This is a genomic window from Fluoribacter dumoffii NY 23 (genome assembly GCF_000236165.1).
GTDB lineage: Bacteria > Pseudomonadota > Gammaproteobacteria > Legionellales > Legionellaceae > Legionella > Legionella dumoffii.
Genome location: NZ_CM001373.1, coordinates 1203823 through 1219554 on the forward strand (window position 1 = coordinate 1203823; position 15732 = coordinate 1219554).

Genomic DNA, 15732 nt, shown 5'->3' on the forward strand with positions numbered 1-15732 from the left:
TTATTCAGCGGATGTTAATACCCCCAGCCATTAAGTAAAGCTTTTGCCGCTTTTGATAGTAACAGCTCGTTTCGTGCATCCTCGATGATTATTTGAGCTCGTGCCAAATTACGCCAAGCTTCCCTCAAATCAACCAGGTCTCCCTCCAGATTAAAATACCTTTTTTTCGCTACTTTGAAACCCTCCTGCGCAATGTTTAATTCAATGTTAAGGTGTTTTATTCGAATTAAAGTAGATTTAATGCTTAAATCAAGTTGTGCATTTAACTCTTGTATGTATTGTTTTTGTGCGGCAACAGCTTTTTGTTTGACGAGTAACTTAGCTTGGGCTTTATTGATGCGACTTGTTATATTAAGATCAAAAAGCGGCATTGAAACCCCAACTCCGACAGCATAATCCTCCCTTCCTATCAAATGGGTTTTATCCATACCGCCACCACTGGCAATCGCTACGATCTCAGGTCTAAATCGTGATTTTTCTTTTATTAAATTTTCATAGGCTGCTTTGGCGTCGGCAATCGCTCTTTTCACATAGGGGCTTGAATAAACACGGCTTTTTGAGTTTAATGAGTCAATCAGGCTCTCTGATAATACTGGACAATCAATTGTAGAGGCACTTTTACCTATAATTACGGAGAGTTCTTTAAGACTTCCCAGAACTTGTTCCTTTAAATATGAATATTCTGTACGTGCTTCTTGCGTCTCTGATTCGGACAAATAATTATCGACTACAGACCGTTGCCCTGTTTTTACAAAATGCTTTGCTTCCTTGGTAATGAGAGCTGATTCCTTAGCCAAATTAGACCATATTTCTTGTTTTTTTTTATAGGTAGCACATTGATAAAAAGCTTTCAAGGCAAATAATTGAACTTCATACATAGTCACACGAGTAGTTTGCCTGGCTACATTAACTTGCGAACGAGCTGCATTTACCGCTGCTGCAGTTTTGCCAAAATCATAAATTAACTGTTTGGCAACAACTCCTGCTGTAGGTCCTGAGCGATAAGGAGATCCAACTAAACCTTCAATACCAAGCCAATTGGAGGAACCAGGAAAACCCGTACTTTCCAGAGCCTCTGCTCTTAGAATAGGAAAATAATGCGCTTTAGCTACTTCAATTTCTTTAACTTTTACAAGTACATCTAGTTGCGCCTGATTGATAGATTGACTGTTTTTTTCAGAAAGACGCAACAGTTCCTCCGTAGTTAACATATGTCTAGAATTTGCCCAAACAGGGACAAAGATACAATAGAAAAAAAATATAATCCAAATACGCTTCATTTATACGCTCGTACTTTTTTATGTGTCCTGGCGAAAAACATACGGTATAAAATTGGCACAATAAAAAGGGTCAGTAAGACTGAAAACAACTGTCCACCTATAACTGCCCTTCCCAGAGGAATATTGGCTTCCGACCCTTTTTCTATTCCAATAGCCATCGGGATAAGACCAAGGATTGCTGCAAGTGAAGTCATCAAAATAGGTCGTAAACGTTCTTTTGCACCAGCTACAATACCTTCATCCATATGCTCGCTTAGCTGAGTATGATAAGAAATAAACTCAATTAATAAAACTCCATTTGCTACAGCTATTCCAATCATAAAAATTGCTCCAATTGCTGCTTGAATACTAAAATAAGTGTGTGTTGTTACCAACATTAAGACAATCCCGACGACACCTAAAGGCACGGTTACCATAATGACCAATGGGAGTGCAAAAGAACGAAATTGCACCACTAAAATCAAATAAACGAGGGTGGCAGCGAGCAAGAACCCACCTCCCAAAGATTGTACTGACTCCATCATTTCTCTGATTTCACCTCGAATAGCTATGGAATAGTCTTCAGGTAATTTAGTTTTATCAATTATTTTTTGTACATCTCGAGACAATCCTCCAATATCTCTACCTTGAGCATCCAAATAAATATCAGTAACTCGTTTAAAGTTGACGTGATTAATCTGTATTGGCCCCTTAATTTCAGTAATTGTTGCAATTCGTTTTAAAGGAGTAACTCGTTCCCGTTCATGCCCACGAACAGGAATATTCGAAAATTGCTTAAAGCTGGATACCTGTTGTTCAGCAAATTGCACTCCCATTGGATAGTTGATTCCTGTTTTAGGATCAACCCAAATTACATTTGAAGCAAAGGTGGCGCTCCCTGTAACTGCACTCACGACGTTTTTTATGATCTCATTAGTGGTGATGCCTAAATCCATAGCTTTATCACGATTGATATCCAAATTAATAAAAGGCGCATCCAGACGCTCTTGAACACGAACGTCAACTGCTCCGGGTAGGTTTTTAATTTTTTGTGCAATTTCTGTAGCAATTTTAAATTCTTCTTTGATGTCTGGCCCCTCAATTTGAACATCAATAGGTGCCCTTTGTCCGTAGTTCAGCGCCGAGGTCAATAATCCTCCTAATTCAATACCAATTTCAACATCCGGATATTCTTTTTTCATGTTCTCACGAATGATTTGGGCATAATATTGGGATGTATATTCCCTATTTTCAGTTAATGCTATGTTAAAAAATACATCCTGAGTACCTACGTTGGGAGTAAAGGCAGCCGGAAATCCGTATTCGACACCAGCATTCGTAATTATCATCTCGAGATCCCCGGGATTTATCCACTGCCGTAATTTACCATCTATTTCTTTGGCAAATTGTGTTGTTTTTTCTATTCGAGTACCCGATGAAATTCGCATGGTTACAATAAAGCTGCCTGCATCCGCACGAGGAAAAAGTTCAGTACCAATAAGTGGAGTTAATGATATTCCACCAACAAATAACCCGATTACAACCGCTAATACTGTTTTCTTGTACCTCAATGCTAAAGCCAACGCTTTCCCATACCCCTCCGTTAAATGATGAATAGCGATCTGTGGCCAAAGTAATAAACGAGGTAATTTTGCTTGTTCAGATCGGTTTAAAAATTGTGAGGCAAATAAGGGCATGACGGTCATTGCAATCAGAAATGAACTTATCATGGCAAACATGACCGATTTCGCTAAGGCCGCGAATAATATTTTTACAATACCTGTTAAATAAATTACAGGGAACAACACGACCAAGGTAGCCAAAGTTGATGCTAATACTGGCATGGCTACCTCCGATGCCCCTTCTAATGCAGCTTGTTTTGGCGAGCGACCTCGCTCCAGTTTTTTACTTATGTTTTCTAAAACCACAATTGAGTTATCGACTAATACTCCAATAGAGAGTGCCAAACCACCTAAAGTCATTGCATTAATAGTTTGGCCTGAAGAATTTAAACCAATCATTGCTGCCAATAAGGCTAGGGGCAATGACAGCAAGATTCCAAAGGTAGCGCGAGGATTTCCTAAAAAAAGAAAGATCATAATCGCGGCCAACCCGCCTCCTAATAAAGCCTCTTGAGTTATGCTAGATATTGCTTTGCGGATAAAAATTGACTGATCTGCCACCAAAGTCAAATCAATATCTTTTAAGGTGTTCATTGATTTTTTTATCGCTTCTTTTACGTTCTCTACAACACGAATGGAGTTCCCCCCTGGCTGACGATAAACTGGCACATAAACTTGTTCCTTACCATCAATTAGTACCACATTTGTTTGAATTTGCCCTGAATCCTTAGCTTCTCCTATTTGCTTCAAATACACCGGAACACCATATTCTGCCCTCAAGGGAAAGTTATTCATTTCGGAAATATGCTGCACCAAACCGTTACTGACAATCTGATAATCAAAATTTCCAATTTTTACATCACCTGAAGGAATAAACGTATTAAGCTGGACAATTTTTTCCAAGACCGCTAAGGGTGAAAAGTTATATTCATTGAGTTTTTTAGGATTAAGATAGATAACTACTTCTCTTAACCGTCCACCCATAACAGTAGGTGCCATTGCACCTGGAACTGCCTGAATGGTATTACGTACCGTATAGCGTGCAATGTCATAGATCTTTTCAATACTCTTGTTGCCTCTAACCGCAACAAGTGCTAGTGGGACTGAAGCCATAGGATCAAACGGAAGAATTAAAGGCGGTAAAGTACCTGGAGGTAGCTGACTCATCACTGACATTACCAAAGATGTTGTCTGAGCCATTGCAGAATTGAGACCAGTACTGTTATCGAAAAAATTTTTAACGATACTTACCCCTACCAGAGATTTGGATTCTTGCCGCTCTATGCCAATTGCTTGAGCAGTGTAGCGCTCAAACCTCGAAGTCAGATTTTCTTCAACATCGGTAACTGGCATTCCAGGATAAGACGAAATCACTTGCATGGCAGGTAAATTAGCTGAAGGCAATAGATCTTTGGGGAGATTAAAAATAGCGAGGATGCCCATGAGCACTATAACCAAACAGGCAACAATAATGAGATGGGGATTATGAATGGCGGTTGATACTAAACTTCTCCCTAGGTTGCTTCCGGTTTCTTCCATTTAACGCAATTTTATTTTTAAAAAAACATGGTGCAATAATGTGTGGTATTTTGCAAGACTTAATCCCTAATAAATTCAAGCAAAATATATTTTTTACCTATTAAGTAGTAAAAAAATAAGAAAGGATTTATTTAGGAATGACGCCATTTCCACCAACCTAAATAAATTAAAGGAATAAGAAATAATGTAAGTAGGGTGGATGCAAAAGCCCCAAAAATAAGAGATATAGCAAGCCCGCCAAATACCGGATCTGAAAGCATTACCGAGGAACCCAGGATAATCGCCAAAGCGGTTAACAAGATGGGAGTTAATCTCACCACGCCAGATTGAGTCACCGCGGTGTCAATGGACGCGCCTGACCGTAAATTTTCAATAATGAAATCAATAAGTAATAATGAGTTGCGAACAACAATTCCCGCAAGCGCAATGACACCGATCATGGAAGTAGCGGTAAAGGGCTGCTGCATGATCCAATGGCCTGGAAAAACGCCAATAATCGTCAGTGGAATTGCCCCCATAATTATCAAAGGAATAAAAAATGAACGATAAAAACCAGTTAGCAAAATGTAGATTAGGACAATGGCGACTATAAATGCAGAACCCAAATCACGAAACACATCGAGGGTCAAACGCATTTCCCCTAGCCAAAATAATTGATTTTTCGCAACATCTTGAGGTTGCTCTTCCTTAAATCCCAAATTACCCACGCTAAGATGGCTATTATTTGGTAAGTCCAGATGTTTCAACATTTGGGTCACTGTGGTGACGCCATAGGCAGGGCTGGAATGAAGCATTTCTCCTGTGACATAAACTACTTGGTGTTGATCACGGGTAAAAACAGGTTTTTTTTGAATTCCTTTTTTGAGATCAACTACTTTTGCGAGGGGAACAAGTTGATTTTGCTGATTAATTAAAAATAATTTTTTCAAAACTGAACTATTTTCCCTGGATGGTTTGGGAAGGCGAAGAATTATATTTTCAGGTTCAAGAAGACCAGGACGATGGCCATTTCCTACTTGTACTCCTTTGAAATATCCCTGCAGATCATGAGCAAGCATACTCGGAACCAAACCAGCTAATAGGGTCGCATTACGGTTTATGACGATATTGTATTCTTCCAAATTGTCAGTAACAGAATTATCAATATTAATCATTCCATAAACTTTAGGGTACACTCTATTACTGATAAACTGTCCCAAATCCCTAAGATGTTCATAATCAGGCCCATATAAACCCGCTTCCATTTGTGATCGAACAGGAGGTCCTGGAGGACTTTCAAAGAGTTTGATATGTGCTTGAGGATAAGAATGACGAATATTCCATAGAGAATCATAAAATTGTTGTGCAATTTTATGTGATCCAATCCTTCGATCGTGTTTATTGATTAAATTAACACGAATTTGCGCATAATTTGTTCCGTGTTGCATCGCATCCCCACGTACCATCGCTGCAAAATCTTCGGGGGCAGCTTGGCCTAAAAATACCTGATAATTGGTAACAAAATTGTTGTGGGCAAGAACCTTGGAAATCTCTTTTACAATGTTCGAAGTCTGCTGTAAAGATGCCCCTGCTCCAGCATTGATCTCGAGGAGGAAAGTATTCACATTATCATCAGGCAACATCTTCAGCTCAACACCCATAGGACTCAAAGGACCATTCGTGCCCGAAGGCCTAATGAATTGCCATAGTGGCTGAATAATTACCAAAATTAAAAGAAATAAAACAAAAAAATAAAATAAATAACGTTTCCAACGCGATTTTAATAAAGAAGAAAAAAGATAGAGATAGACTTTATGACTCAGACTTAACTGATGTTCCATCCGAGAATTATCTTCAACCTTCGGTAATTGATGTGCCTTGGCTCTCAGCCAGCGATACGCTAAATAGGGAACTGCAGTATAAGCAATTATTAGGGAAACCAACATAGCTAAGGGTGCATTAAAAGGAATAGGTCCCATGAAAGGCCCCATCATCCCCGACACAAATGCCATGGGGATTAAAGCAAGTATCACTGTAAAGGTAGCAATAATCGTTGGTTTTCCTATCTCATTCGCGGCGAATATAATTAATCGTGCAAAATTATGTTGCGTGTGTTCGCGTATATGCCTATGAATATTTTCTATTACGACAATACTGTCATCCACTAATAAACCTAAAGATAGAATTAAAGCAAATAAAGTGATGCGGTTAATGGTTTGACCCGCTATCCACCCTACCCCCAAAACGATGCATAAAATAAGTGGTATGGAAAAAATCACAATAGATGCTTCACGCCAACCTAAAAATAACATTAAGAGAATAACAACTGAGGCAATGGCAATACCTAAATGCTCTACCAAAGTATTTACTGCGTCGTTCGCCTCATCACCATAATTACGTGTTACCGTTGCAGTTACCCCTTCTGGAATAATTTTACTTTGCTCAATCAGCTTTAATCGTTGAAGGACTGCATTTGCTACTTCAACTCCATTACTCCCTTTTTGACGTGCAAATGCTATAGTTACTGAGGGTTTTAATTCACCCGGCTGCTGATCTGCTGATGCTCGACCAAAAGCAAAATAGGAGCGGATGGCGTCATCCTGGGGCGCCAATTCAATATGCGCAATGTCTTTTAATAAAACAGGCTTGCCTTCATTAACTCCGATAATAATTTGTCCCAAATCATCAGGGGTTATCAGATTCCCTTCTATACGTAACGGACTTTCGTGAAGATTGGGTTCCAGTTTTCCTGCATTGAAGCTGACATTACTCACCTCAAGTGCTTGTTTAATTTTTTGTAAGGGAATGAAATAAGAGGCCATTTTATCAGGGTTTAACCATACGCGTAGTGCAGAGGGAGAAGCCCCCATAACCCAACTTTTACCTACCTGTGGGACGTTACGTAAATCTTCCAACACCCTGGTAGCAAGAGTTTGCAGCTGTGTCGTACTGAAATGGGAGGAACTCAAATTTATAGTCAGCAAGGGAACGTCATATAAACTGATTGATTGCACAAAAGGCATCAAAGTGCCTGCAGGCATTTTATCCATGTTACTGTTAATCTGGTTGTATACCTTAACCAGGCTGTTTTCTTCATTTTCATTGACTTTAAAACGTACCGTAACTACAGCACTGTCATTAATTGCCATACCATAGGTATGATCTACCCCGGGAATGGAAGCCATAAGGCCCTCCAAAGGCCTGACAATTTGATGCAACATTTCTTGAGCATCACTTCCTGGCCGGCTCACTGAAATGGCCACAACAGGTACTACAATTTCTGGGTTATAAGTTCTTGGTGTGAACTCTAAGGCGAGTATTCCAAATAATAAGGAACCTATGATAATGAGTAATGTAAGTTTTGAGTTAATAAAAGCTCTAGATAATCTACCCGCACTATTCAACATAGGTCTTTGAGGGATATTCTTATTCAAATTTTTTGCTCCATGCCTCAGTAAAATTCTTTTTATTGTTACTTTTCGAAAGCTGGAATCAGTTTATTCGTCAACATCAACATACGCCCTCGAGCCAAAACCTGGTTGTATTGTGACTGGATGCACTGGTTTTGGGATTGTGTGAGCTTTATTTGACTTTCGAGTAACTGTCCCAGAGGGACAAGCCCTCTTCCAAAACGTTTGGAAAGATGCCCTATCACTTCTTTTGCCTGATTAGCGTTGGCGCGATAGCTTTGGTATTGAATATCTGCCAATTGCTCTGCGCGTTTTGCCTGGATTAATGAAAGTCGTAAACTATTGGCAGTATCTTCCAATTGAAAGGTAGCCTGTTTTACATTTGCAATCGCTTTATTCGTTGCACCAGTATGTTCGCCTGAGCTAAATAATTCCCAATTAACCCCAACGGCAATAAGGTTGGAAGGATATCCTGCGCCTAAAGTGTTACCATTCCAGTCTTGTCGCAATTGAAGATTAACCTGCGGTTTATTGGCCGCTTTAGCCACATCGATATTAGCCTGTCCTGCCTCAATCGTTGATTTAATTGTACGTAATTGTGCATTATGAACTAATACATCCTGCATTAGTTCGGTAAGGGATTTTTTGGTTGCGGGAAAATTCACTGGACTTTTGGGAGTATAAGCAATCCCATGCCCCACCAAACTACGAAATTCATCAAGATGATTTTGGTACTCAGCCTGAGTTGCCACCAAAAATGTTTTTGCTGTTCTTAAATAGCTATCTGCAAGCAATATATCACTTTCAATGACTAGGGATTGTTTAAATAGAGCCTTTGTGAGTTTAAGGTAGGAACTGGCGGCCTCAACATTTTCTTTGGCAACAAAAACCATTTTATTTGCAGCAAGGGTGCCTTCATAAGCTTGCAAAATATCATAGGCCAACTGCATGCGCGCCGCTTCATCCCCTTCCTGGGCAGCTCTAAGTAAGGCATTGGTATTTTTTAATCGGGCAACAGTTTCACCTCCTGAATAAATCGGCACCACCAATTTAAAGGCGGTATTGTAGTTGCTATAGTACCCAGGGGCATCCAGGGCTTGTGGTTTGATATATAAGGAATTGGGGCCTGTAAATTGTGCAAAACCGAAATCGGCAAAGGTTGCATTACCTTGACTTAATTTATATCCAAAAACATTTAAGGGATTATCACTACGTGCAGCATTCATCTCGAAACCCATCTTGGGTAATCCTGCTCCCCTTGTTTCTGTAATTGCAGCTTGGGCTGATTCAATCTGAGCCTTGCTTGCGCCTATACGGGGATTACTACTGAGAGATAGTCGTACTGCTTCAAAATAACTTATTGGCCGAGACACCTCAGCCTTTGTTATTGAAGTAACTAAGATCAGGCTTAAGCCAATGAAAAAATTCCCTTTTACTTGAGTTTTTTCCCAAAACATTACATTAAAACACCTAAATTTTTCTATAAAGACAACCGAATCCCTTTTTTTGCAGTTTTTCGGTAGGTTTATCCTTTTGGTCTTCAAGGAAGTAATTTATTATTTTGCCAAAACCATAGGTATTAGTCATTGCGGTTCCCTAGCAATAATTTGTTGTAATTATTCTATATCATACACTTATTAAAGGTAAAAAATATAAACCTGCTTTATTTATTTGCTCTTGCAAAAAATAAAAGAAATGAAGTAGAAACCCCACTGTTGCTGCCTGCTGGCTTTCATGGGTGAGTGAGTGGGCGCACGCCCCTCGAACAAAGTTTCCTAAAACTCAAAAATGATTGTACCCCAGGTATATCCTGCTCCAAAAGCAGTTAATAAAATAATGTCATTCGGGTTCACTTTTCCTTGATTGTATAAATCATCAAAGGCCATCGGTATGGACGCGGCAGAAGTATTGCCATGTTTATTTAATGTGACATGGAATGATTCAAGAGAAATTCCAAGAGAGTTTGCTATTGCATCAATTATACGAATATTTGCCTGATGAGGAATGATATGATGCACATCTGTAATGGATAAATTAGTTTGCTCCAGTGCGGTATTTATATTTTTAACAAATTGATTCACTGCATTTTTAAAAACTTTCTTTCCATTCATGACAAGATAGGGCTTATTCCATTCTACTGAAGAATAACCCTTGGCAACTCCCCATGGAACTTCAAGATCACCTTTTCCCAAGCCATCTGCGCAAATACTACAGTAGAATATCCCCTTGCGGTCATTCTCTGAACTTCTTTTTAACAAAAAAGCACCAAATCCATCACCGAATAAAATTCGTGTTACCCTATCATTTGGGTCAGTAAGCATAGAAAAAGCATCACATCCCATCACGAGAGCATAGTTGATTTGTGGATGGGCTTGCATCATGTAATAAGCGTTGGCAAGGGCATAAATAAAACCACTGCAAGCCGCTTGCATATCGAAAGAAATACAATGATTAATTCCCAATTTTTGTTGAAGCATTACTGCCGTACTCGGCATTAATTGATAAGGTGTTGTGGTGCCAACGATGATTAAATCAATTAATTGGGGACTAAGATCAGCACGCTCTATAGCCATTGATGCTGCATGGTAACAACAATTTAAGTAATCCTCTTTCTCTTCCAGAAAATGCCGTTTTTTTATCCCGGTCATTTGGGTAATCCATTCGTCACTTGTATCCATTACTTTTTCAAAATCCGCATTGTGTATTACTTTTTTAGGAAGAAAACTACCACTTGCTATTACTTTTATCCTCATACAACGCTCTCTAATATAACAAATAATAAAATTCTGCACCTATGATTCGGTAATCGATTTATTAAATTGTGAGTTTTTGGATAAAACTCTTTCATAATCTAAGGAGCTGAAAGCCAAATGAATTACTATTAAGCATAATACGCCCAAAGCATATGATCAAATTTTAAACAGTTAATAATGTGAAAATTATTTAATGATGGTACATAAAGGATATTTTGCAGATCGGTACATTATCATAAAAGGGCTAATGAATTACTCAACAAATTTACTTAATTTCATTTGAGGCATTTAGTGTCGGACCAAAGATCCGACATCCGCTTGCCAATAATCAGATAATATTTAATTGCATGAATATTGATTCATTTGCTGACTATCATTTCTCTCCTTCCCCGGATTTTCCTCTTGCTGAAAAAAATGATATGAATTTCTTTTATTGCATTGTCTTTCCAAAAAAGAGAGTATGCTCGAAAAAAATTGCTCAGGGACATCAGACTCCATGGAATGATCTGAATGAGGAAAAATGATAAATTCATTGTCAGGAATCTTGTTTGCCATCAGTTGAGAATGCTGTTTATCAGTAACCCAGTCTTCTTCACCTACAAGTATTAGCGTTTTACATGGTATTTCATGCAGGCGATCTTCATAATTAAATGTTCGTAAAAATCCACCAAATCCCTGATTTAAAGGTTCATAAGCAAAAATATGCTTGGCAGCGGGTCGATTGACAGGTAGGTTATTCCTTACCCTCCATGAATACATGGGACTCATAACAGCAAAGAAGTGGTCCACCTCTTCAGTATTTGCAAAGCTTCCCGTCCATAATTTCTTGCATATTTCTTGTTGTTCCTGGGTCCCTCTTTTTTCGACATTATGACGCGCCGTCTCAATATTTTTAAAGCTCGGGGAACCAGCTGCCAAAATAAGACTGGAAACATGTGTCGGATAAGTAAGTGTATATCCTAATGCACACATTGCCCCGTAAGATTTACCTAATAATACTATTTTATCCAGATTCAGATATTTTCGAATTTCCTCCACATCCTGGATATAATTTTGCATCGTATATTCGGAAGGATCCTGTTTATCACTCAATCCACATCCTCTTGGATCAATGAACACAATATTACCTTTTGCAGAGAGACATTCATAATCTTTATAGTGTGAGTAATTAGCACCGGGACCGCCAGGGAGCATAAAAACATAAGGGAGTTTGTCGAGTTGGTCCTCATTGTCACTAATTATCCTTATGTGCAATCTCGTTGGCTTGGCATGATCACGCTTAGGTACCTCGATATATAAATCCTTAATCCACATGTATTTCCTCCTGATTTAAAGTAATTCCTTGCAGACTAAATCTGCTAATCCTTGAATGAAAGTAAGCGAGTCGGAGATTATTAATTTAAAATCGCCTTGAACATCTCGAGAAAATGATGCAACCACTCTAGCCCGTTTCAGTATTTTTCCAATAAAAATTTACATTATTGTTTCTATAGGGTGAGGATCTAAAGTCGCTAAATTGTATCTTCAAAGAATAAATCACGTAAAAAATGTTATGACCATTCCCAAATCATCAATTTATGTTTTTTTCACTCATCCGTTAAATGGAAAAAGAAGAGCCGTTTTCAAACTGATCATCTTCTAATTTAGAGTCTTGATCTTGTGACTTAATCACTGCCATCATGAGTTCTAGATCATCGCGTGCAAAAGAGATTGCTTGCACCATGGTATCGGTCATAGTTCGGTACGATCGAGTATTGATCGTAATTGTTTCCGCGATTTTTTTACTGTTTCCCTCGGTGTCCTTATCTTCCCAGGATAAATTTAATTTCAATTCGATAGGAATGAGAGAATCCGAGTTTTCTTCATACTTTGGTATTGCGGTTATTTGAATGCAATCTGGTGAATTAGCATTGTCCTCAGTTAGTCTTTTTGCTACATATCTCTCAAAAATCTTCAGCATATTATAATTGGCGGCTGCAGTTGTGGGGATTAAGTTCCTAACTGAATGTTGGCCACCTAAAAAAAGTCCCCATATATGACTCCAATGATACTCGCTACCATGTATTTTGATGATAGTGTCTACCCCATGGGCTGCGAAGAGCTGCTGACATGTGGCACCTGTCATTGATTTTTGATTAATCCGCCGGGAAGCTCTGGTATTACTCTTAATGTCTTTCTTAAATACTTGAAACGTAATAGGCTTCGCGCGCTGTGCTGCTAAAGTAGGAATTTTATCTTTTAGTTCCTGGGCGGTGACTTGTTTCATGACAACCATCCCTTTTTTGCCCTCAGGTGAAATAGGCGTATAGAAAGTTAGCGGTCTATTTAAACTGCCACCTTCTTTAGTATAAAAGGGCCTAACTTTTCTTTTCCCCGGGGTTCTTTTGATCTCCGCAAATTCCTTGGTGGGTGTTCCCGGAGTCAGTGAGGTTACTCTAAGGTTTAGGTCTTTAAAAGAATCTTTCAAGGCAGAGGGTATATTTTCATCGTCAACGATGACTTGACGGGAGGGATCTGAAGCCTCTATTTCCCGCTTTCTTTTTTTGGAGTAAGAATTTTGCGACCTAGGTATTTTTTCTTCTTGTTCAAGCTTCCTTTTACAACTTCGACCAGGATTTTTCTTTTGCAGTTTGGAACTTATAGACTCAAAATTTGTTTCTAAGACTTCACTTAATAGGTAAATTAAATGGGTAGCAGTTAATTTCTTCTTACCCAAAACGTCAAAACGGTTTAAAGCCTCTTGCCACTGTTCTTCTTTCAATGCTTCATTATTCCAATGAAAAAAAGCCAGTTCAGGAATTAATTTTAAACAATTTGCCTTAAACAAAGATAAATTCTTATTTTTTGATTTGTCTTCAACTGTTACATCGTTTTGTTTTGTATCGAATTTTTCTTGAGTCATAATATACTTCGCAGGTCGATATTCACTCAAAGCAAGCAATTATCTATAGAAGAGAACAAATAGGATAAATGATGTGATCCAGCGTTTTAATAATTTGCCTTAAGTTCTTATATTTTAGGCTTTAATTAAATTATAATCAAATAATGCTGTCCATCGAATATAAGAAATAGACTGACATTAGGAAAAAAATCCCTGTGGAATAAATCTTCCTTGCTGACCCCACTACGGATTCAGAGGTAGCTTTCCTATTTTGTCATGAAGCTGAGCCCAATGGATAAATCCCATTTAAGTATCTAAAAAGAAAAAAGTAGTAAAAATCAAAGCCGACAAGAGCTTCTTATGGCAAGCTTTAGCAACTTTCATTAAAATTTCGAATTGGTTTGGACTTTGACCCCAAATAAGAGTGCGGTCCATTGCTGTTATAGAACATTATGATGTAGTCCATTCTTTTCCCCAATAACCTGACTGGAGATACGGTTCTAATACTAGTGAAATTCATTTTTTATAAGGATCAAAAGATGTGGAAAGTGGTGTTGGGTTAAATATTGGCTCTCCTTCCATTTTATCCTCTTCTGTTTTCTTAACCTCCTGAACTGGCTTGGTTGAGCTTATTTCTTTCTCTTGAGATTTATCAGTTTTTAGCAATGGTTCTGGTCTGGATGACAGAGGATTAATGTTCATTTGATGAAACATTTTTCTAGTACTATCAGTAGACTCATTAAAATCTTCTTCTAATTTAGGTAAATTAGAAGGGTTTGCTACAGATTGATGAGTTGGCTCTAAATGTTGGGTGGATGCTTTTGTTTTATAAGCCACTTTACTTAATTCAGATTGTAAGATTCTAGGATTCATTCCATGAAAATTTGTTCCATCCAATTCTTCGGGGTTACGAGCAAAGCCATATGTTGGAAAAAAATAATCGAGGCCCGGTTTTAGTATGCTAGGTAAAACTTGCTCTGCAAGAATATGTCCATTGGGTGATTTGGTCAGATAAACTGAAGCCTCAATACAACGTTTACTTTCAGGATCAATTACTGCCCCCACTCCTGAGCGCCATTCAGCTGTACTATTGCCCATATCACCCGTATGATAGACCCCTATAACTTGACCTTCCTTATTTTTTACCAGGCCCATCCCTAAACCCCAAGCTACAAGGTCCCTGACCTCGTCTTTAATATCTATAGCTGCCACAAGCCTTCCTACTGATTTTGGGTTTGGCAAATAGTCACTTTTCATAGAGTCAGCAGGTGTTACTGGGGTGAACGCATAATTCAATTTATCGTCATTAATCCAAGTGGTTATAAATTTAGCATATTCTTCTGCGGTTGTTTTTAGACTATTGGCTGCTATACCTTCAGGACTATAAGTGCTTTTAGGCATCTTTAAAGGTCCAAATATGTGCTCTTGGGCCAATGTTTCCAGATTGGAACCTGTTAATTCTTTAAGTGTTACTTGCAAACATTCAATACCAGGTCCCGAATACGCATAATGCATACGGGTGTGGCCTCCATTTGGTGTTACAATATTTTTAATTTGCTCCTCACTGAGATGGAATTGAGTATCATCCTTATTTTTAATGGAGTTTATTTTTTCTTCAAATAAATCGAAATCAACAATGTGTACCTTTTCATATTCCCCATCAGGTTTAATATAATACAGTTCCCGAGTATCGTTCTTTTTAATATATATATAGCTGATTTTATATTGTTCAAGACTTTCAGGTAATTCGGACATCAAATAGAAGTCACACCCTTGTGTACCAGGCGGCTCAAATTGGAATTGATACGGGGGATTACCCACTATAGGTAATCCTGTTGTATGGGATAAAACCATTTCAGCAGTTATTCGCTTTGCTAGTTCTTGGTCACTGAATAGTTTAAGAAAAGGGTTATTATCGCCCTTTAATACAACGCCTTCATCCTTAAAGACTTCGTATAAAGGGGTCTTTAAATTAAAATTTGTTTTAAATTTTCCCACCCAATCCTCTTCATCGGATTTTGTTTTATTGGCCTCGATTAATTTTAAGACTAAATATGCGAATACAGGCTTACTCAGAGAAGCACATTGAAAGACTGTATCTTCTTTGACTTCAGGCTGCAAATCGTGATCTGGAATACTACCGACAGGAGTCAGTGCAATCTGACCTTGAGAATCAACAGTAGCAAAAGATGCCCCGGTAATTCCTCCTGCTTGCATTCTTCTCTCAATTTCTTTTTTGTCTTTCATACAATTCTATTAATAAAACGTTATGTTTATAGTATAGCTTTT

8 protein-coding genes are annotated in these 15732 nt (G+C 38.3%); all 8 read right to left on the minus strand.

Annotation, left to right across the window (positions count from 1 at the left end; all coding sequences use genetic code 11):
• Positions 1-14 precede the first annotated feature (14 nt).
• Positions 15-1211, minus strand: a complete 1197-nt coding sequence (locus KYQ_RS05565) for a TolC family protein (protein WP_231294609.1) — start codon at positions 1209-1211, stop codon at positions 15-17.
• A 65-nt stretch (positions 1212-1276) separates the two neighbouring features.
• Entirely contained in the window at positions 1277-4420 is a 3144-nt protein-coding gene (locus KYQ_RS05570) for an efflux RND transporter permease subunit (protein WP_010653551.1), read from the minus strand.
• A gap of 131 nt (positions 4421-4551) precedes the next feature.
• Positions 4552-7833: an efflux RND transporter permease subunit gene (locus KYQ_RS05575; RefSeq protein ID WP_019349735.1), complete on the minus strand. Its 3282-nt coding sequence runs from the start codon at positions 7831-7833 to the stop codon at positions 4552-4554.
• Positions 7834-7871: 38 nt separating this feature from the next.
• On the minus strand, positions 7872-9266 hold the full coding sequence (locus KYQ_RS05580) for a TolC family protein (protein ID WP_019349736.1): 1395 nt from the start codon (positions 9264-9266) through the stop codon (positions 7872-7874).
• A 318-nt stretch (positions 9267-9584) separates the two neighbouring features.
• Positions 9585-10562, minus strand: a complete 978-nt coding sequence (locus tag KYQ_RS05590) for a beta-ketoacyl-ACP synthase III (RefSeq protein ID WP_010653548.1) — start codon at positions 10560-10562, stop codon at positions 9585-9587.
• 339 nt (positions 10563-10901) lie between these two features.
• Positions 10902-11876, minus strand: a complete 975-nt coding sequence (locus tag KYQ_RS05595; protein ID WP_010653547.1) for an alpha/beta fold hydrolase — start codon at positions 11874-11876, stop codon at positions 10902-10904.
• Between the two features lie 283 nt (positions 11877-12159).
• Positions 12160-13464: a DNA/RNA non-specific endonuclease gene (locus tag KYQ_RS05600; protein ID WP_010653546.1), complete on the minus strand. Its 1305-nt coding sequence runs from the start codon at positions 13462-13464 to the stop codon at positions 12160-12162.
• Between the two features lie 495 nt (positions 13465-13959).
• A complete protein-coding gene (locus tag KYQ_RS19450; RefSeq protein ID WP_019349738.1) occupies positions 13960-15690 on the minus strand; it encodes a serine hydrolase domain-containing protein in 1731 nt (576 codons plus the stop codon).
• Positions 15691-15732 lie beyond the last annotated feature (42 nt).

Excerpts from the sequence above, each read along its gene's own strand:
- KYQ_RS05565 (WP_231294609.1), bottom strand. The coding sequence starts at position 1,211 with ATGTTAACTACGGAGGAACTGTTGCGTCTTTCTGAAAAAAACAGTCAA.
- KYQ_RS05570 (WP_010653551.1), bottom strand. The coding sequence starts at position 4,420 with ATGGAAGAAACCGGAAGCAACCTAGGGAGAAGTTTAGTATCAACCGCC.
- KYQ_RS05580 (WP_019349736.1), bottom strand. The coding sequence starts at position 9,266 with ATGTTTTGGGAAAAAACTCAAGTAAAAGGGAATTTTTTCATTGGCTTA.
- KYQ_RS05590 (WP_010653548.1), bottom strand. The coding sequence starts at position 10,562 with ATGAGGATAAAAGTAATAGCAAGTGGTAGTTTTCTTCCTAAAAAAGTA.
- KYQ_RS05595 (WP_010653547.1), bottom strand. The coding sequence starts at position 11,876 with ATGTGGATTAAGGATTTATATATCGAGGTACCTAAGCGTGATCATGCC.
- KYQ_RS05600 (WP_010653546.1), bottom strand. The coding sequence starts at position 13,464 with ATGACTCAAGAAAAATTCGATACAAAACAAAACGATGTAACAGTTGAA.
- KYQ_RS19450 (WP_019349738.1), bottom strand. The coding sequence starts at position 15,690 with ATGAAAGACAAAAAAGAAATTGAGAGAAGAATGCAAGCAGGAGGAATT.